Consider the following 18,855-nt stretch of genomic DNA (forward strand, 5'->3'; position numbering starts at 1 on the left):
CCGTCATCAAGCCTCCCGGCACGACGTCCACCGGACGGTTACCGCTGCTCGCGATGTCCCGGGCTGGTCTCCCCACGGTGGCCCCAGCTCTCCCCGCTACGCCCGAGGAACCCGCCGACCTGTACGAGCTGCGGGCCCTCCTGCGTCGCATCCGCAAGCCCGAGCACCTCGCCATCGTCCGCCGCGCCCTTGCCGGTGAGCCTCTGTCCGCCGTCGGCGAGCAGGACACGACGCTGAACACACTCATGTCGTGCGCGGCATTCGTCCTGCCACTGTCCACGCCTGAGGCCGTCGTCATCGAACTGTTCCGCGCGTCCTTCGCTGCAACGAACTGGAGGGAAGGGACGGAGCACCTGTGCGAACAGGCCGTCCTCAAGCTGCGGCGTCATCGCGAGCGTCGGAAGGCACGGGATGCCGCACGGCTCGCAGACAACACGGCCATCTGGGAAGCCCTGGGCAGTCGCGCTCCTGAATCCGCATCGAGCGACAGCCCGGGACTCGAGGAGGACGCTCCCGACCCCGACGCGTGGATGAAGGAACTCTTCCTCGACATCACGAAGGACACCCGAAGGCAGATTCGAAACTGTGAAGCGAACGTCGCCATCGTGCTCGGCAAGTCGCCCGAGTGGCGCGGCGTCTTCCGCTTCAACGAAGTCACGAAGAAGTTGGAGGTGGATGGCGGTCCCCTCGGCCCCAACGTGGACATTGAGACGCTCGACGTCCTGGTGGCCAACTGGATTCAGCTCAGCAAGTACGGGCGGCTCGGGCTGATGCCGAAGGCGCACGTCGTCGCACAGCAAATCCTCGCCGTGGCAAAGGCCAATAGCTACGACCCGGTCGCCGACTACCTCGCGGGACTCGTCTGGGATGGAACGCCACGGCTCGACGGGATGCTCGCGACGTACTTCAGCGCGCAGGGGGATCCTCGATACCTCCAGGCCGTCGGCGCGAAGTTCGCCATCTCGGCGGTTGCGCGTGCCCTTCGCCCCGGGTGCAAGGTCGACACGGTCATGATTCTGGAGGGCCCCCAGGGCCTGCGGAAGTCGACGGCGTTCAGCATCCTGGGGGGCCGCTACTTCAGCGACGCGCCCATCGACGTCACCAGCAGGGACAGCGCCATGCTCGCCTCTCAGTTCTGGCTCATCGAACTGGCCGAACTGAGCACGTTCCGCAAGAGCGAGGACCAAGCGCTCAAGGCGTTCATCACCCGGACGGAAGACACCTACCGGCCGCCCTTCGGACGCTCCAACGTGCAGGCCCCGCGACGCTGCGTGTTCGTGGGGACGACCAACGATGACGACTACCTGCTCGACCCCACGGGACAGAGGCGATTCTGGCCGGTGAAGTGCAGCCGCATCGACACCGACGCCCTCAAGCGCGACCGCGACCAAATCTGGGCCGAAGCCATCGTGCGCTTCCACCAGGGCGAGGACTGGTGGCTGAGCAACGAGGAAGCGGCAGGGGCCGAGCAGCAGGCCGCGCTGCGCATGGAAAATGTGGGGGACAGCCGCAAGGAAGTCATCCTGCGGTGGATTCTGGAGATGCCGCCCGAAAAGCGCCCCTCGGACGTGACGCTTCTCCATGTGGGCATCGAAGCCTTCGCGCTCCACCAAGCGCAGGTTGACCACCGGATTTCACGGGAAATCGGAGCGGCCTTGAAGTCGCTGGGCTTCACCCGGGGCCAGCGCCGAATGGGAGACGGGAAGCGCCCGCTCGTTTACTACATCCCTGACGAACTGCGGCATGCCCCCACGGAGAAGCGGGGCGAGCGGAGCAAGGACAACCTCAGCAACTGGACGCACTCGCAGGCAACTCGTTAGAGTGAGATCCGCCCACTGGAGTGGTAGACAACGCACACAAAAGACCACCCTCACACAAGGAATCTCAAAACGACAAAGAGCTCCAAAACAAGACGCGACAGGAGACGCGAGCGAAGAGCACAACAGCAACTCCAAACAAGCCCCCAGAGAACCTTCCAACATCTAGCAACGGTGCATCGCCAGGAAAAAGGACCCGAAAGACTACTCATTCCAACAGAACAGCTTGGCGTGCCCGGAATCCCCCACGAAATGCACATCGCATTTGGGGATTCCAATGACGATCCATCAAATCACGATAAAATCATCAACGCACAGAAAGACGGCACGGCACGTGACTTCACCGTAACCGCACACCTGGCCAAAGAACCGGGCAAGGATTCTCAGGAGCTAAAAATATCGCTCGAGCCCTCTGAAGGCGGATCATTCATTCGTGCACACCCAGACGCAGACACAGCAGTCATCGACACCTACCTCGGTCAAATCCAAGTTCACGTCAATGCTGCAAAGGAGTTTTCTGCCCTTAGCCACCACTGCAAAGCGACTGGCATCGAGGCGGGGTTCGCAAAATACAGCGAGGTAATTGCCCCCCTGATAGACCACATGTCGTTCCACAACGACATTCCAGTTTTCACGCACTACATCGCACTATACGATCACAAGCACAAAATTTTGACGGCATCCTATGTCACCCCCTATGCCGCGCGCCCGGTCAGCGAAGAGCGATTAGTTTTCGACCTTACGCTCAAGCCCTTCTACGCACTCTATCGAGAGGCAGTTACGAACTCGAGCGTCTACTATCAGTTTCTATGCTACGCAAAAATCCTAGAAGGCATTATCCGAAAAACATATCCAGAACTCCTGCGCGCGGCAAAGGAACTGGGGATGACACCTCCGAAGCTTGATGCACGCGTCGAGCCGCACAAAGAGCTTAGCGGTGCCGCAAAGCAATGGGTCGGAAGGACGATCCAGCAAACCTTCAATGACTATCTTCAGCCAGAGTTCAGGGATGCAATCGCCCACTTCTCCCTCGACGATTCAGATCCCATTGTCGTGAGCAACTACATCTCCAGTTCTCACATATCAAACAACTTGCTCCTAGCACGCATGTGCGCCCGTGGCGCAATAGCAGCAATCGAGAAGATCCGTTGGGAACTAGCTCCTCTGTTGGCTGAAAAGACTAGAGCGGCCCCTTAGCGAACCTATCGAGTGGGCGTGCGAGCGGAAATCGTCGCCGCAGAGAAGCTTGCGAGCCACTCCTGAAAGCCGCACGCATTTAGAGAAGGTGACGCCTTCCGCCGACCTCCCCAAGCACGGCCCCTCGGTGATTGCCGGGGTCATCCAGCGATTGAGCGTCTCGCAGCTCAAGCGCCACAAGCTGTGCCCGCGTGCGTGGTTCTTTCAGAAGGTCATGCGCATCTCCGAGCCCAGCACGGGAGCGCAGCAGGTTGGCACCGAAGGACACGCCCAGCTTGAGCACTTTCTTGCGACGGGCGAAGACGTGCTGGGCACATTCGCTAGGGCGGGCGCCCATCTACTGCCCACACCCGGTCCCGACCTGCTCATCGAGCAGCCCCTGAACGGTGAACCGCCGCTGATGGCAGGCGGCATCCCCTTCACCGGATTCATCGACCTCGTAGACGCTAGACGGCTCGCCTCTGACGGCGTCCTCCGCATCACCGACCACAAGTTCACCAGCAACGTCGCGACGAATGCCGCGAGCGCTGAGCAGCTCGCCGACGCCGACACGGAGCCCGGCTTGCAGATGGTCGGCTATGGCGCGTGGGCACTCAGCCAGGTTGAGCGCTTCCCGGGGCTGCGCACGCTGGAGCTTGAACACCTCTACTACCAGACCCGGGGCCAGCGCCTTGCCGCGTCCGTCGTCGCAACGGTGCCCGCCGAGCACGTCACGCACGAGTGGCAGACAAAGGTCGAACCCCAGGTCGAAGCGATGAAGGAGCACGCGCAAGCCGCCCGAGCTTCCGACGTGCCCGCGAACTACGGCCCCGCCTGCGGCAAGTACGGCGGATGTCCGTTCATGGCGAAGTGCCTCACAGGAGAGAACAAGACGATGTCCCTGCGTGACAAGCTGCTCAACAAGGCTTCCGAGTCCGCCCCCCTTACCGTTGCCGCGGTCGAACGCGATGCCGTGGAACTGCCCGCCGTGCTTCCCCCGGATGCGCCCACACCGACGCCCGTGCAGACCGCTCCCGAGGTCACCCAGACCACTGAGCAGCCCGCGCCGAAGCGTCGCGGTCGCCCTCGCAAGACGACTGAGCCCGAGCAGCCCACCGACACGGCCCCGTCACCTACGAGCGCGCTTCGGGTTCTCTTCGTCGACTGCATCCCGACGACGTTCGACGGACCGAAGCCCGAGTCACTTACGAGCTACGTCGACACCATGCATCGCAAGGTGGCCGAAGCGGGCGGGGTCGACGACGTGCGCTTCGCGGGCTCCGACTCGGCGCTCGGGTTCGGCAAGTGGCGCGGGGCCCTAGCCATGGCGGCGCGCGCCGAGCTGCCCGCCCCCCGCAGCTACCTCGCGCTCGGGGTCGCCCAGTCGGAGCTGATGCAGGTCATCGTCGAGGCGCTCGAACCGGCTTTCGACATGGTCGTGCACGGGGTTCGGTAGGCAATCCCCAATCATTTACCATAGACAATAAAGCCAACCAGGCACAGGGACGAGGTGGACCTCGCCCCCCCTCGCCTTAACGTGAACAGTCGCACGATTCGCCACTGCATCTGAAAGTATCGCAATCTGTTCTGGCCTTAGAAAATCATACCCCGAGCAATCGTCCCCCCCCAAACAAACTTAGTAGCAACAGTAGGACCGCCCCCTGGCCTATATATAACAATGGCTCCCTCATAGGGACGCCTCTCAGTCGGCACCGAAAGCCACTGTTCAATCTCACTGGCGACGCCGTAATGCAGCTTGTCCTTATTCAACAAATTACCCGTCGGCTCAATTTGTGAATCAGACTTCTGACCATCAGGAGTATTCGCAACGCGTGGCTTCCCAGCGATCTGCGCACTCGCGTATCCAGCTCCAATAGCGAAGATTCCAACAACAAGCGCGCCCAGGATCTTCATCGTTCCTCCAACTACTCCTGCGGGGTTCTGACCGCCCTGCCACGTCTTCGCGGCATCATACAACCTCCGTAATTCAGCGAGACAGGGATCGCGTCGCTCCATCGGCTCGATTTACTTCGCAACATCTGCCCACTACCCCAGCATGAAACTTCTTCACCGGCTTCACCCGGGCGCGGCGACTTTAGCCGAGCGCCCCGCCACCGCTGCGCCCGCGTCTCTCGCGAAGCTCACTGGCGACCGCTCGACTAGCGCGAAGGGGCAGCCCGTGGGCTGGTCGCCAGACCTCGCACGGGTGCTCGGCCTTCCGCGCCGCGACCTCGCGAGTACCTACGCCAGTGCCGACTTCGTCGCGCTGGAAGCCGCGCTGCGCGCCCCTGCCGACACGCGTTGCACTTGCGGAGCGCTCGGGAAACGGTGCCCGTCCGCGTTGCTTCCCATCCAGCGCCTCGCCCTCTTGGAAGCCGCGCGCACGGGTGGTGGGCTCTTCCCCATCGGCGTGGGGCACGGGAAGACGCTGGTCGACCTCCTGCTGCCGCTCGTCGTGCCCGGGTGCAAGGTCGCCGTCCTACTCCTACCGTCGAACCTCCGCGCCCAGCTCATCGAGGTCGACTGGCACTTCTACGGCGGGCACTGGCGCTTGCCCAACCTCGCGGGCGGCAGGTGGTTCCGCCCCGCCCTGCCTGTCCTTCACGTCATCACTTACGAGAAGTTTTCGACCCAGGAAGGCACCGACCTCCTGACGCGCATCCGGCCCGACCTCATCATCTGCGACGAAGCGCACAAGCTGAAGGACCGGAAGAGCGCCCGCACTGGCCGGTTCCTTCGCTACCTGGAGCTGAACCCCGAAACGCGTCTCGTGGCTCAGTCGGGCACGCTCGCGACGCGCTCGCTGAAAGACTACGCCCACCTCGCGGAGTACGCGCTGCGTGACGGCAGCCCGCTACCGTTGAAGCAACACGTCGTCGAGGAGTGGGCTTCGGCGCTCGACCCCGGAACAACCGTCGCCCCTCCGGGTGAGCTACTCAAGCTCGATGACCCGTATTATCAAGTCGCGCCGCTTGAAGGGGAGAACGAAGTCGAGCGTGAGCGCCGGCGCGTTCGAGACGCCTATCGTCGGTGGCGCAACTCCACGCCGGGGGTCGTAGCCACGGACGAAAGCGCCGTCGGCATGCCGCTCGTCATTCGCACGCGCGACCCTGGGCAGGTCCCCGACGAGCTGCTCGCCCACATTCAGACGGCACTCGGCGGGCAACGCCCCGACGGCGAAGAGTTCGTCGACGAGCTGCAACGCGTGGTGTGCGCCCGACAGCTCGCGAGCGGCTTCTTCCACCGCTGGCGCTACCCGGACGTCCAGGGCGTTCCGCAGGACCCCGAGCTGATCGTTCGGTGGTTCGCTCGTCGGCAGGAGTTCAACCGGGAGCTGCGCGAGCGCCTCAAGCGCCCCGCCGAACACCTCGACTCACCGGGGCTACTCGTGCGTGCCGCGATTCGCGCCCACCAGTCCCCGCCCTACGACGGGGAACTGCCGACTTGGCGCGCGATGTCGTGGCCCTCGTGGGCTGAGATTCACAAACGCATTGTCCACGTCACCGAAGCCGTGTGGCTCTCCGACTTCATTGTGCGTGACGCGGCAAAGTGGGCGCTACGCAAGGGGCAGCCGGGAATCGTCTGGGTTGAGTTCCCGGAGCTTGGCCAGCGCATCGCGAAGGCTGCGGGCGTGCCTTTCTACGGCGGCGGCCCGGAAGCGTCGGCGACCATCATCCGGGAGAGTGGGAAGCGGTCCATCGTCGCTTCGCTTCGTGCCCACGGCACGGGAAAGAACCTGACGATGTTCTCGCGGATGCTGTTCGTGAATCCACCGGCCGACGGCGCTGCGTGGGAACAGGCCATCGGCCGATGCCACCGATAGGGGCAGCTCGCCGACGAAGTCGAGGTCGAGCTGTACCAGCACACCGACGAGCTTGTCGGAGCCTTCCAGAAGGCTCGCGACTTCGCCCGGTTCATCGAGCAAACAGAAGGCACGCCGCAGAAGCTTTGCTTCGCGAACCATGGCTGCGTAGCACACCAAAGCGCGGCGAAGCGCTAGCGCAAACGTGTCCCCACTTTGCCGCCTATGTGCGGCAGTAACTTTGGCTGCACACCCCTTTCACTGGTCGAGGGGGCGGGGTGACAATCATGTACTTAATACAAGGGGCCCCATCAGGCAGATTCACCTTGAACGTGCGACCATCAGACGCCTTGCAGTCAACCCCACCACACTTCTCAACATCCACCACCTTCCAATCCGGAATGACCTTGGCGGATTTTCCCGCCGCCTTAGAACAAGCATTGTCGGCAGCTTTTGTCCACGCTGGGTCCGCTTGATCTTGAGCCTTGGCATCTACCGAGAGGAAGAGAATCGAGCACACTGCGCTTACTACGACATGCATTTTCATTGAATCGCTCCTGTGACGACACCGGCAGCACGGAGCATAAACCATGCCGCTTCGCCTTCGGCAGTGTCAAGACAGACAACAGGGGCAAAGCCCCCTGTGGAGCACGCCCGTTGACGCGTCAGCCGCAGAAACTGACACGTCAACCGGCCTCGTTACACAAGGACTCCTGATGCATCGGCCGGTGCCACCGACAGGGGCAGCTCGCCGATGAAGTCGAGGTCGAGCTGTACCAGCACACCGACGAGCTAGTCGGGGCCTTCCAGAAGGCCCGCGACTTCGCCCGGTTCATCGAACAGACGGAGGGCACGCCGCAGAAGCTATGCTTCGCGAGTCACGAGTCAGCCACGCATTAACGCCGCGACTTTTCTGGGAAGAGTTCGCTCTTCACACCAACCATTCCCAAAATCAGAAATTCGTAATCAGCAAAATCTCTCGCTGCCCCCACAAGCTCTATGCGCTGAAAATCAAGTGCATTGACAACGTCTTCCCGTTCCTCCTCCGTCAAATCGTCTCGAATTACTTCGAGAGCTTGGCCAAGCAACACGACCGCTCGTGCGGAAGCAAGGAGTTCTTCACGAGCAGTCTTACTCTCGGCCCAGCAGGTGTTTAGACACTCTTCAAACGACTCCTGGGTTGCATTGGCCCATTTCTGGCGCGCCCGCATCTCGGCGGCTGCGAGAAAGTCGCGGGCACTCTTTCTGCGTTGTTCACGCTCTTTCATTGACATGTCGCAATCATAACATCGTTCGGGGCCGCTCTCGCGTGCTTAGGGGCGATTGCTCCGCTCAGACCCGCCGTTACTCTCTCACGCTGCTCCGCACGCTACCCTTGGGCCACTCTCAAAATCCGCACGCATTTACGTGGGGTCAGCGCACTTCGCCGCTGACGCCACCCAAGCCGAAGGGCCCACGTAACATGAACAATGCACTGACGAAGATTGCCACCGCGCAGGCTGCGGCTGGCGGACGCTACCCGCGATTCGGTCGCTACCTGCTCGAAGTCGAGGTCATCCGCACGAAGGAGGGCTTCAAGGGCGACTCTGCCATCGCCGAGCTGAAGGTTCGCGAGGCCGAGCCCCTCGTGGGTGGCGAGACTCCGAGCCGACCGGGTGAAACGGTCGACTACGTCGAGAACCTGAGCGACCAGAAGAAGGGCGGCGGCGGACGCTTCAAGTCCTTCCTGATGACGCTCGTGGGTGCCGACGAGTACGAGTTCGCCAATCCGGCCGCCCTGAAGAAGTTCTTCGACGAGCGGCAGGCGGGTACGCACCTCCTGATTCGCTGCGAGGTCTTCCCGAAGCAGCTCCCCGCGAAGGAGGGCCACGCCGGGAAGGTCATCAGCGGCTATCGCTGGTCGCACGTCGAGCTGAACGACGAGTAGCTCGCCCAGGCTGAGCGCGCGCGCAAGGCGAGCAAGCTCCCCGCGCTCGCCGACGCCCTCGCCTGACGCCGGGCGGCGACTGACGGCGCGCTTCCGTCGGCGGCTGGCCCACGACACGGGCCGCTTTCCCATTCCCAAAGGCAGCCTTCATGAATGTCTGGTCCTTCGACACGGAAACGTGGCTGATTCAGCCCGGCTTGCTCGCGCCCCCTCTCGTGTGCGGCAGCATCGCGGCGGCAGCTCCAGGCAGCGAACGGCTTCTTGACAAGGCCCAAGCCCGGCAGTTCTTCCGTCAGGCCATCGCCGCACCTGACACGCACATTGTCGGCGCAAACCTCGCCTACGACCTGGGCGTCATGGCGGCGGATGACCCGCGCTTCGTGGCGCCCATCTTCGCGGCGCTCGAAGCGGGCCGCCTGCATTGCGTCCAGATTCGCGAAGCCCTTATCGACATCGCGAGGGGGCTCTACGGCGTGGACCCGTCGACAGGCCGGAAGCTCGACGATGACGAAGGCGCCCGCTACCCGCTCGCGCTTCTCGTGCAGCGTCATCTCGGGCTCGACATCAGCGAGGACAAAAAGAACCCGAAGGCATGGCGCCTGCGGTACGGCGAACTCGACGGCGTGCCTGTTGAGCGCTGGCCGACGGAAGCCGCTGCGTACCCGAAGCGCGATGCCCGCTACACGCTCGACGTCTTCTTCCGGCAGGAAGCCGTAGCACGGGAGACGCCGAACGGCGGCAACCTGCATGCCGAAGCCGAGCAGATGCGCGCCGCATTCGTTCTCCACCTCGCGTCCACCTGGGGACTCCGAACGAACGGTGACTCAGTAGCCGTCCTGCGGGAGCGGGTGGAACGGGAGTGGGGAGAGAACCGGGCCAAGTTCCAGGCGGCGGGCATCTACCGGGTCGATGGCTCGAAGGACACGAAGCGCCTCGCAGCGCTCTTGACTGCCGCCTATGACGGGCAACCGCCCATTACCGCGCCCAGCGACCGATTCCCCGACGGCCAGGTCGCGACCGACCGTGACACGCTGCTCGGTTCGGGTAACGCGCTCCTCGAGGACTTGGGCAAGAGCGGTCGCGTCGACAAGTACAAGTCGACTTACCTGGACGTCGTCGAAGCGGGCACCTCGCTCCCAATCAATCCGCGCTTCAACGTGCTCGTCAGCACCACGCGCGTTTCGAGCGACTACCAGCAGCTCCCCCAGAAGGGCGGCATCCGGGAGGTCCACGAGGCCCGTCCCGGCTTCGTCTACTGCTCGGTCGACTACGGCGGGCTTGAGCTTCGCACCATGGCTCAGCGGGCCATCTGGGAACTCGGCTTCTCGAAGATGGCCGAAGCGCTGAACAGCGGGCTCGACGTTCACACCCTTGCCGCCGCTGAGTTCCTCGGGGCCAGCTACGACGAGCTGCTTCCGAAGGTGAAGGCGAAAGAGCCCCTCGCCGTCGCCTTCCGACAGCTCGCGAAGATTCTCAACTTCGGCAAGGGCGGCGGGATGACGGGCGGCTCGCTTGTCTACAACGCACGCGCGAAGGACCGCGTCTCCTTCTGCCTGCTGGCGAAGCGCGCAGACGTCTGCGGTGTCGAGCGCGTTGTCGTGCATGTCCAGCGCAAGCCGAAGATGGTCTGCCGGGCCTGCGTCGAAGTCGCCAAGGAACTGGATACGAAGTGGCTCAACGCGTGGCCTGAGCAGCGCGAGCTACAGCAGCGGGCGAAGTCACGCACCTACGGGGGCGGCTTCGCCGACGTGATGATTCCGGGGGCGAACATCCTGCGCGGCGGGTGCGGCTACACGCAGATTCTCAACACGCCATTCCAGGGGCTCGGCGCTGTCGGGTGCAAGCTGGCCATGTGGCGCGTCAGCCGCGAGATGTACGTCGACCGCCGCTCGCCGCTCTACGGCTCGCGACTCGTCCTCATGGTGCATGACGAGCTGATTAGCGAGCTGCTCGCCGATGACGCCCAGCGGATGCACGACGCAGCCGAGCGCAAGGCGTACCTGATGCGCGAGGCGATGAAGGAGACGACTCCCGACTTGGCACCGGCAATCGAAGCTGAACCCGCGCTGTCTCGCATCATGTCGAAGGACGTCGCCACGGTGCGCGACAGCTCCGGACGGCTACTCGTCTGGGAGCCACCCACGAAGCGCGCGGCCTGAACCACGCTCGAAATCCGCACTCATTTAGGGAGGGAACCCTTTTCCAGATTGGTGCAACGCATGGCCAAGCCAACCGACGCGCTCGAACAGCTCCCGCCCGCTCTCTGCCCGTATCTCGACGCGGACCTCGACGACGCGGTCGCCTTCGATGTCGCCGACTTCCACGAGCTGCGCTTGCTGTCCACGCTGGGAGGTGAAGCGACCTCCCATCATCTCCTGGTGGCGGCCCGCTGATGCCGACGACTCGGAATCTACTCGTGGCACTCGACCCAGGGCTTCGCGAGTGCGGCGTCGCGCTCTTCGATCTGGACTCGGGCGAGCTACTCGCGGCGGGCATGCCCACGAATACTGAGCGGAAGGCCCGTGGGCTTGCGGCATGGTCGAGCATGGCGGGAGCGGTCGCCGCATTCGTTTCGTCGTTCCTGGAGCCGTTTAGAGCCGCTGGCGGGGCTGTTTCCGTCACCATCGCGAGCGAGTGCCCCCAGGTCTACACGGCCGGGAAGAGCAAGGGCGACCCGAACGACCTGATTGAACTCGCGGGCGTCGTCGGCCGGGTTGCCGGTGGGCTCGGCGCGGCGAGTGAGCGCAGCTTCCTGCCGCGAGAGTGGAAGGGAACGCTCGACGGAGACGTCATGGTCGAGCGCATCAAAGCGCGCCTCGGCGAGCGATCGCACGAACACCTGCGAGTGCAGCTCCCGCGCGCCCAGGACAAGCACCACAACGTTTGGGACGCCGTCGGCATCGGCCTTCACGTCGTCGGCCGCCTCGCGCCCCGGAAGGTCTTCCCGAGGTAGCCATGCCCGTTAACCAAGAAGCTCCCCCCGAGTTCCTCACGGTCGACGAGGCCGCAGCACTTCTGCGCGTGAACCGAAAGACGCTCTACGAGTCGATTCGGCTGGGTCAGGTGCCGGGCGTCGTTCGCATCGGGAAAGCGCTGCGAATCCACCATGCCGCGCTGGTAGAGTCCCCCGCCGGGAAGGGCCGCGATTCTGCGCTTTGGAGTCGACGATGAGCGCCAGGTTGCGGAAGTGGACGACGAAGGAAGGAAAGTCTGAGGAGGCGTGGCAAGTGGACTTCGTGTTTCAGCATGCGGACGGACGGAAACAGCGAGTCGTGAAGTTCTCGCCCGTCCAGACCCGTCGGGGTGCTGAGCAATACGAACGCGAGCTGCGCAGCGCCTTGCTCAACGGGACTTTCCGAAAGGAGCAGTGCGGCGAGGAAAGCCCCATCACGCTTGCGGACTTCACTCCGCGGCTCCTCACCTACAGCGAGAACAACAACAAGCACTCAAGCGTCGACAGCAAACGACAGATTCTCAGAGACCATATCCTCCCTGGTGTAGCCCCCTGAAGAGTCGGACAGGCTCGTTCGGCTAGAAAGCGAGTCTGATGATGGAGAAGAAGACGACAGAGGACGCCCCGGAGGCGGATGGTGCCGAGCCAGGAGGACGGCGGCGCCGTTACTCGGCAGAGGAGAAGCTGAGGATGCTCTCCGAGGCAGAGTCGCCCGGCAGCAGTGTGTCGCTGGTGGCGCGCAAGTACGGCGTCAACCCCAGCCAGTTGTTCCGCTGGAGGCAGCTGAAGGAGGCCGGCAGCGTGTCGGGGCTGAAGGCCGGCGAGGCCGTGGTGCCCGAGTCCGAGATGCAGCAACTCAAGGCGCAGGTGCGCGAGTTGCAGCGGATGTTGGGCAAGAAGACGCAGGAGGTGGAAATCCTGCGGGACGCGATTGCCCTGGCGCGCGAAAAAAAACTGCTGTCGCCCGCGGCCTTGTCGAAGCTGGAGGGCATGCTGTGAGTGCGGTGTCTCGGGTGCTGGGCGTCTCTCGCTCCAACCTGATGCGCACTCCGGGACCTCGGCGGCCCCGGGCGACCGACACCGATGCCGACCACCAGGCGCTGGAGGAACTCAAGGCCGTTGTCGGCCAACGCGTCACCTACGGGTACCGCCGAGCCGGCGCCGTCCTCAACCGGCAGCGCCGCCAGGAGGGCAGGCCCGCCCTCAACCACAAGCGCGTCTACCGTCTCATGCGCCAAGGCCGCCTGCTGCTGCAACGGCATACCGGCAAGCCGACGCGTACTCATGAGGGCCAGGTCGTCACCCTCAAGTCCAACCTGCGGTGGTGCAGCGACGGCTTCGAGGTGCGTTGCTGGAATGGCGAAGTCGTTCACGTCGCCTTCAGCCTCGACTGCTGCGACAGGGAGGCCATCGCCTTCCAGGCCGCCGCCCAGCCTCCCACCTCGCTCACCATCCAGGACCTCATGGCCGAGACGCTCGAAGCCCGCTTCGGCCCGGGCATCTCAAAGGCGCCCCACCCGGTGGAGTGGCTGTCTGACAACGGCCCCGTCTACACCGCCAAGGACACCCGTGACTTCGGCCTCAGCCTCGGCCTGCGGGTGTGCACCACGCCCGCCTACTCCCCCCAGAGCAACGGCATGGCCGAGTCCTTCGTGAAGACCTTCAAGCGCGACTACGTGTATGTCGATGAGGTGCCCTCGGCCTCACACGTTCTCGCCCAATTGCCCCTCTGGTTCGACGACTACAACCGCTGCCACCCGCACCGCGGGCTGAAGATGAAGTCACCCCACGAGTTCCGTACTGCTAACTCTCATCCCTGAGCTGTCCGATTTGACGGGGGCAACTCCACTCCCCTTCTTCGGGAAGGTGGCGCTCGCGAACATCCGCTTGGCCGAAATCGAAGACTTCAAGGCGCACATGCGCAAGAAGAAGTCGGCTGCTCACAAGCGGAAGGACTCCGCGTCAAAGCGAGCCATCCGGAAGCGGCAGCGTAGCGAGCCCAAGCCCCTGAGTCTGAAGACCATCAACAACGTGCTGACTGTGCTTCACAAGCTCCTGACACTCGCAGAAGAGCATGGGGTCATCCGGCAGGCGCCGCGCGTAAAGCCCTTTGGGAAGCTACCGAAGCCTCCCTTCGACTTCCTGAGCTTTGAGGAAGCGGATCAGCTTCTCGCCGTCGCTGAGCCCGAATGGCGCACGTTGCTGCTCGTCGCCATCAAGACGGGGCTTCGGCAGGGAGAGCTGATCGGGCTCCAGTGGAACGACCTGACCCTCGCGCGGGGCCTGCTTCACGTTCGCAGGACCATCTGGCGCGGAATTGAGGGCTTGCCGAAGGGTGGGCGTGAACGGACGGTCGACTTGCCCGCCTCCGTGGTTGATGCGCTCAACGCCCACCGGCACCGTCGGGGGCGGTTCGTCTTCTGTCAGGAGGACGGGCAGCCACTCACCAAGGGCAAGATGGCGGCACCGCTGGGTCGCGCCCTCCGGGCGGCAGGCATCACCCGCGAAGTGGGGCAAATCGGCTGGCACGACCTGCGCCATACCTACGGCAGCCATCTCGCGATGAGGGGTGTCCCGCTGAAGGTGATTCAGGAGCTGATGGGGCACGCGACCATCGAGATGACGAATCGCTACGCCCACCTGAGCCCCGACACTCGGAGAGAGGCAGTCGCCGTTTTGGACCGGCCTCTCGCTCTGCCGTGCGACATACGTGCAACATGGAAGGAGTCCGCTCCTAACCGCACGTAATCACTGAATAATTTAATGCACGAGCCGGGGATCGAACCCGGACGGCCCTTACGGGCCAGCGGATTTTAAGTCCGCTGCGTCTGCCAGTTCCGCCACTCGTGCCCTGCTGCGGGCAGCACCCTACAGGGCCTGTCCTACCTCCGGCAAAGGCCTCGTGCAGCCCCCGGCTCTCTTCCTTTTCCGCTGGGGCTCCAGGCAGGCCTGGGCGCCCGCCTCGCGTCCTACGGCGCCCCTGGGCCCGCGCCAGGGGGCTCGGGGATGCGCCAACCCCTCAAGAGCGTTGAAGAATCCAGGGCCCTGGGTCGGATTCGCCGCCTGGGAAGCCGGTTCCGGGCCCCTTCTCTTCACAGTTCGACGGCCGGGATGTGCTCCACCGTCGCATCCCGCCTGCCCCTGTTATAAAGCGCCCCCCATGCTCGAGACCGTAACCAAGGGCTTCCGCGCCGCCAAGAACCGCCTCGCCGGCAAGAGCGAGCTCACCCCGGAGCTGGTCGACGAGTCGCTGCGCGACATCCGCGTCTCCCTGCTCGAGGCCGACGTCGCCTTCGACGTCGTGAAGAAGTTTGTCGCCCGCGTCCGCGAGAAGTCCGTGGGCGAGCTGGTGCAGACGACCATCACCGACACGGGTGGCCAGAAGCGCAAGGTCAGCCCGATGGACCACTTCATCAAGATCTGCCACGACGAGCTGGAGGCCCTCATGGGGCCCGTCGACACCAGCTTGAAGCTGAAGCCCAAGGGCCAGCTGTCCGGCATCATGATGGTGGGCCTCCAGGGCTCCGGTAAGACGACCACGACCGGAAAGCTCGCCAGCCGGCTCCTCCAGGAAGGGCGCAAGCCCCTGCTCGTCGCCGCCGACATCTACCGCCCCGCCGCCGTGGACCAACTCAAGGTCCTGGGTGAGCGGCTCAAGGTCCCCGTCTACCACGAGCCCGGCATCCAGCCGCCCGAGCTCGCCAAGCGGGGCTACGCCGCCGCGCGCGAGCAGAAGTGCGACGTGGTGATCATCGACACCGCCGGCCGGCTCGCCATCGACGAGTCCCTGATGGCCGAACTGGAGTCCATCAAGGGCAACGTCCAGCCGGACAACATCCTGCTGGTGTGCGACGCGATGATTGGTCAGGACGCCGTGCGCACGGCGGCGGAGTTCGACCGGCGGCTGACGCTGGACGGCTTCATCCTCACCAAGCTGGACGGTGACGCCCGCGGCGGCGCCGCGCTGTCCATCAAGGAAGTCACGGGCAAGCCCATCAAGTTCCTCGGCATGGGCGAGTCCATGGACAAGCTGGAGGAGTTCCGCCCGGCCGGCCTCGCGGGCCGCATCCTCGGGTTCGGCGACATCGTCGGCCTGATGAAGGACTTCGAGAAGGTCGTCGACGAGAAGAAGGCCGAGGAGGATGCCAAGAAGCTCCTCTCCGGCCAGTTCACGATGAAGGACTTCGTCGAGCAGATCCGCATGGTCCGGAAGATGGGACCGCTCAAGGACCTGCTGGAGAAGTTCCCCCTCTTCGGCGACCTCACCGAGCACCTCAATCCGGACGAGAAGGAGCTCACGAAGATTGAGTCGATGTACGACTCGATGACGGCGAAGGAGCGCCTGCGGCCGGACACCATCAACAACAGCCGCGTCAACCGCATCGCCAAGGGCAGCGGCCGCAAGGTTGAAGAGGTCAAGGAGCTGCTCCAGAAGTTCGGGATGATGCAGCAGGTCATGGGCACCATCGGCCAGAATCCGGGCCTGCTGGGCCGCATCCCCGGCTTCAAGCAGTTGGGTCAGTTGTCGCAGATGAAGAACATGGACCTCTCCAGCATGTTCGGCGGTGACCCGAAGATGATGGAGAAGATGATGAGCGGCGGAATGCCCGGCATGGGCATGCCCATGCAACTGCCGCAGATTGCGCCCGGCTACACGCCGCCCATGGGCCAGGCCGCCATGGCCAAGGCCCGGTTGATGGGCTACGCGCCGCCCTCCGCCACCGGCAAGAGCGAGGACCGCGACGCCATCAAGGAGCGCCGCAAGCGGGAGAAGGAAAACAAGAAGAAGAACCGGAAGAAGAAGTAGGCCACTCACGGCCCCGGTGCCCGCGCCCGCCTCCCCGCATCCGTGCTGGGAGGGCGGGCGTTCGTGTTTTCAGAGACCATCCTCCCTCCTGGACCAGAATCCAGCGGCGGGGACGGGCTGCCCATCAGGCGTGGTATGCGTCCGAGACTGGAACGCTATTTGCCAAGCATCCGACTCATGTCCCGACTCCCCTGTGCCTTGCTGTTTACCGCTCTCACCCTGTCCACAGCGTGCATCAACGTCCCAGAGGTCGAGCCCGACCCGACACCAGATGGGGGAACACAACCCTCGACGAAGTTCACACTGAGCCTCAGCCCCAGTGAAGACTCCGTGATCCAGGGAGGCAGCCGAGCCATCCAGGTGTCCATCGTCCGGGCAGAGAGCTTCTTGGACAGTGTGTCGGTGGCGTTGGAGCAACCGCAGTCCGGCGTCACGGCCCAGCCCACGACGATTCCTTCCGGAGAGTCCACCGCGACATTGACGGTCCAGGTCTCCGCCAATACGGCGGCCGGAGATACGACACTCACGGTCCGTGCGACGTCGGGAAACGAATTCCGGACAGCTCCGCTCAAGCTCGCCGTTGCCCGAGCCGGAGACCTGATCGTGCGATGGACCGCGCCCGTACCAGGGGACTCAGACGCCTACACCAACGGAGCGCTGCAGCTCGAAGCAACGATTGAGGGGGGCGCAGCCGAGGCCGTCGAGTTCCGCCGCGACACAGAGCTTCTGGCTCGGATTACAGCGCCACCGTACACCCATACTTGGAACACCCAGAGCGCGCCTGAGGGTGAGTACCAACTCACAGCACGAGCCATCCGCGGTGGCACAACCTTCACGAGCCTGGAAAGGACGGTGGTTGTGGATCGTACGCCTCCTGTCGTCGCGACCCGTGCCCCAGCGTCGAGCGACTCCCAGGTCAGCGCACGTGCATCCCTGGAGGCGACATTCAGCGAGCCCGTGCGCTTCTCGAGCATCTCTCAGGACAACGTCGAGGTGCTTGCCCATGGCAACACGCGACTTGGGGCAATCGTCAGCCTTTCTTCCGACGGAACGCGGCTGACGATTACGCCGACCCCCCCCCTGCCCGTCCCCAGCACGGTTTTGGTGAAGCTTGGAACCAGCACACACCCCATCCTGGACCTGGCAGGCAATGTCCTGCATTCCGCCAGCGAATGGGTGTTCACCGTCCCCGTCTGGCTGCCCGTAGGCAGCGCACTCAGTGCACATGCGGGTGCAACACCCTCGGAGAATGCCGTGCTCAAAATGGACGCCGATGACCGCCCCACTGTCGCGTGGTCAGAGTCCGACGGCACCTCCAAGAACATCCACGTCGCTCGCTGGGACGGCACTACCTGGCAACACCTGGGTAGCGGCCTGAGTGGTCTGGCGGGCCTGGGCACCGATGCCGAGAATCCGGACCTGCACATCGATGCAGCGGGACGGGTTGTGGTTGCCTGGGACGAAGCAACGGGAACCGAAGACAGACGGCGGCCTTTCCTGAAGCGCTGGACATCGAGCACCTGGGAAGATCTTCCTGCGCTCCCGCGATTTGATGGCTTCGAAATCACCGCAAGAACGCCCAAGCTTGCCACCACTCCGAATGGTGCACTGTTCCTCTATCTCGTTGACTCCAGCAACCGACTGCTTGGGCTCACCCTGGCGAAAGACGCAGTGGAATGGACGTACACCAACACAACCCTTCCTTGGGACCACTTCAACCCATCCCAGCCGGCAATCTCCGTTCACGGCGAGAATGTCTTCGTCTCCTACAACACCTACCTGGATAGCCTTGAGCGTCGGGGGGTCGCCGTACTCATGAATCATCAAACTGCGCTCGGCAGCGGCCTCGTCCCAGCCTTGCCCAACCATGTGGCCAGCACATCGGCCATCGTGACGGACCAGGCGGGCAACCCGATTGTCGCCTGGAATACGACTGACAACGCAACCCAGGAAAAAGAACTCTACTTCTCCCAATGGACCGGCACCGCCTGGCGAACCCCAGTCCCTGTCACTGCAACCTCAAGCTCTAATGACAGCCCGTCATTGGCCCTTGGCACCAACCATCAAGCCGTCCTGGCGTGGAGCGGAATCGTCAACTCGGAGCGCGTCATCCATATTGCGCGCCTTCAGGATGACACTTGGGATTTGCTCTCGCCTCCACTGAGCGCCAACGCGACCCCGACCACACCTTCACTCAAGCCATCTCTCGCCCTGGACGCGATGAATCACCCTACCGTCGCGTGGCAAGAAGGATCAGGGAGTGGGGCTGACATCTACGTCTACCGCTATAACCATTAAGCCCCGTCTTCGTCGTGCGGTCAGGACCTGATCTTCCCTCCTGGCCGCACGCTCGTCGCAAGCTCGGGATGGGAC

14 protein-coding genes, 1 tRNA gene and 2 pseudogenes are annotated in these 18,855 nt (G+C 63.8%); 14 read left to right on the forward strand and 3 right to left on the reverse strand.

The window, feature by feature from the left end; genetic code table 11:
* Window positions 1–77: 77 nt before the first annotated feature.
* From OZ403_RS25650 to OZ403_RS25660, 3 genes are all read left to right on the forward strand, one after another.
* A complete protein-coding gene (locus tag OZ403_RS25650; protein WP_268782016.1) occupies window positions 78–1,820 on the forward strand; it encodes a virulence-associated E family protein in 1,743 nt (580 codons plus the stop codon).
* 171 nt (window positions 1,821–1,991) lie between these two features.
* Window positions 1,992–3,014, forward strand: a complete 1,023-nt coding sequence (mauJ, locus tag OZ403_RS25655) for a methylamine utilization protein MauJ (RefSeq protein WP_268782017.1) — start codon at window positions 1,992–1,994, stop codon at window positions 3,012–3,014.
* A gap of 88 nt (window positions 3,015–3,102) precedes the next feature.
* On the forward strand, window positions 3,103–4,449 hold the full coding sequence (locus tag OZ403_RS25660; protein ID WP_268782018.1) for a PD-(D/E)XK nuclease family protein: 1,347 nt from the start codon (window positions 3,103–3,105) through the stop codon (window positions 4,447–4,449).
* 137 nt (window positions 4,450–4,586) lie between these two features.
* Here the strand turns inward: OZ403_RS25660 and OZ403_RS25665 are convergent, their stop codons facing one another.
* Entirely contained in the window at window positions 4,587–4,907 is a 321-nt protein-coding gene (locus tag OZ403_RS25665; protein ID WP_268782019.1) for a hypothetical protein, read from the reverse strand.
* 142 nt (window positions 4,908–5,049) lie between these two features.
* Here OZ403_RS25665 and OZ403_RS25670 point away from each other — a divergent pair, with 142 nt between their 5' ends.
* A complete protein-coding gene (locus tag OZ403_RS25670) occupies window positions 5,050–6,816 on the forward strand; it encodes a helicase (protein ID WP_268782020.1) in 1,767 nt (588 codons plus the stop codon).
* An 875-nt stretch (window positions 6,817–7,691) separates the two neighbouring features.
* Here OZ403_RS25670 and OZ403_RS25675 read toward each other — a convergent pair.
* A complete protein-coding gene (locus tag OZ403_RS25675) occupies window positions 7,692–8,069 on the reverse strand; it encodes a hypothetical protein (RefSeq protein WP_268782021.1) in 378 nt (125 codons plus the stop codon).
* Window positions 8,070–8,257: 188 nt separating this feature from the next.
* On the opposite strand from OZ403_RS25675, the gene OZ403_RS25680 reads away from it, so the two are divergent.
* From OZ403_RS25680 to OZ403_RS25715, 8 genes and pseudogenes are all read left to right on the forward strand, one after another.
* Entirely contained in the window at window positions 8,258–8,722 is a 465-nt protein-coding gene (locus OZ403_RS25680; protein WP_268782022.1) for a hypothetical protein, read from the forward strand.
* A gap of 149 nt (window positions 8,723–8,871) precedes the next feature.
* On the forward strand, window positions 8,872–10,881 hold the full coding sequence (locus OZ403_RS25685) for a DNA polymerase (protein WP_268782023.1): 2,010 nt from the start codon (window positions 8,872–8,874) through the stop codon (window positions 10,879–10,881).
* Window positions 10,882–10,941: 60 nt separating this feature from the next.
* On the forward strand, window positions 10,942–11,115 hold the full coding sequence (locus OZ403_RS25690; protein ID WP_268782024.1) for a hypothetical protein: 174 nt from the start codon (window positions 10,942–10,944) through the stop codon (window positions 11,113–11,115).
* A gap of 23 nt (window positions 11,116–11,138) precedes the next feature.
* Window positions 11,139–11,675 (forward strand): hypothetical protein, encoded by a 537-nt coding sequence (locus OZ403_RS25695; protein ID WP_268782025.1) that lies wholly within the window; start codon window positions 11,139–11,141, stop codon window positions 11,673–11,675.
* A gap of 2 nt (window positions 11,676–11,677) precedes the next feature.
* Window positions 11,678–11,893, forward strand: a complete 216-nt coding sequence (locus OZ403_RS25700; protein ID WP_268782026.1) for a helix-turn-helix domain-containing protein — start codon at window positions 11,678–11,680, stop codon at window positions 11,891–11,893.
* Window positions 11,890–12,216 (forward strand): annotated as a pseudogene (locus OZ403_RS25705) (tyrosine-type recombinase/integrase); the annotation flags it as partial. The gene OZ403_RS25700 and the pseudogene OZ403_RS25705, both read left to right, overlap by 4 nt.
* 56 nt (window positions 12,217–12,272) lie before the next feature.
* Window positions 12,273–13,495 (forward strand): IS3 family transposase gene (locus OZ403_RS25710; protein ID WP_442929801.1). Its coding sequence is split into 2 segments (ribosomal slippage): window positions 12,273–12,647 and window positions 12,650–13,495, totalling 1,221 coding nucleotides; the frame shifts between segments, so codons are not numbered across the junction.
* 28 nt (window positions 13,496–13,523) lie between these two features.
* Window positions 13,524–14,423, forward strand: a pseudogene (locus OZ403_RS25715) (tyrosine-type recombinase/integrase); the annotation flags it as partial.
* A gap of 16 nt (window positions 14,424–14,439) precedes the next feature.
* On the opposite strand, the gene OZ403_RS25720 reads toward OZ403_RS25715, so the two are convergent.
* Window positions 14,440–14,525, reverse strand: a tRNA-Leu gene (locus OZ403_RS25720).
* Between the two features lie 310 nt (window positions 14,526–14,835).
* Here OZ403_RS25720 and ffh point away from each other — a divergent pair.
* Together ffh and OZ403_RS25730 are read left to right on the forward strand one after the other, a co-directional pair.
* A complete protein-coding gene (gene ffh, locus OZ403_RS25725; protein ID WP_140793864.1) occupies window positions 14,836–16,482 on the forward strand; it encodes a signal recognition particle protein in 1,647 nt (548 codons plus the stop codon).
* Window positions 16,483–16,659: 177 nt separating this feature from the next.
* Window positions 16,660–18,780, forward strand: a complete 2,121-nt coding sequence (locus OZ403_RS25730; RefSeq protein WP_268782027.1) for an Ig-like domain-containing protein — start codon at window positions 16,660–16,662, stop codon at window positions 18,778–18,780.
* Window positions 18,781–18,855 lie beyond the last annotated feature (75 nt).

The organism is Myxococcus sp. NMCA1, assembly GCF_026810205.1.
Lineage (GTDB): Bacteria > Myxococcota > Myxococcia > Myxococcales > Myxococcaceae > Myxococcus > Myxococcus xanthus_A.

Bases quoted from the DNA above. Each gene is read 5' to 3' on its own strand.
- OZ403_RS25665 (WP_268782019.1), bottom strand. From the start codon at position 4,907: ATGAAGATCCTGGGCGCGCTTGTTGTTGGAATCTTCGCTATTGGAGCT.
- OZ403_RS25670 (WP_268782020.1), top strand. From the start codon at position 5,050: ATGAAACTTCTTCACCGGCTTCACCCGGGCGCGGCGACTTTAGCCGAG.
- OZ403_RS25675 (WP_268782021.1), bottom strand. From the start codon at position 8,069: ATGTCAATGAAAGAGCGTGAACAACGCAGAAAGAGTGCCCGCGACTTT.
- OZ403_RS25680 (WP_268782022.1), top strand. From the start codon at position 8,258: ATGAACAATGCACTGACGAAGATTGCCACCGCGCAGGCTGCGGCTGGC.
- OZ403_RS25685 (WP_268782023.1), top strand. From the start codon at position 8,872: ATGAATGTCTGGTCCTTCGACACGGAAACGTGGCTGATTCAGCCCGGC.
- OZ403_RS25690 (WP_268782024.1), top strand. From the start codon at position 10,942: ATGGCCAAGCCAACCGACGCGCTCGAACAGCTCCCGCCCGCTCTCTGC.
- OZ403_RS25700 (WP_268782026.1), top strand. From the start codon at position 11,678: ATGCCCGTTAACCAAGAAGCTCCCCCCGAGTTCCTCACGGTCGACGAG.
- ffh (WP_140793864.1), top strand. From the start codon at position 14,836: ATGCTCGAGACCGTAACCAAGGGCTTCCGCGCCGCCAAGAACCGCCTC.
- OZ403_RS25730 (WP_268782027.1), top strand. From the start codon at position 16,660: ATGTCCCGACTCCCCTGTGCCTTGCTGTTTACCGCTCTCACCCTGTCC.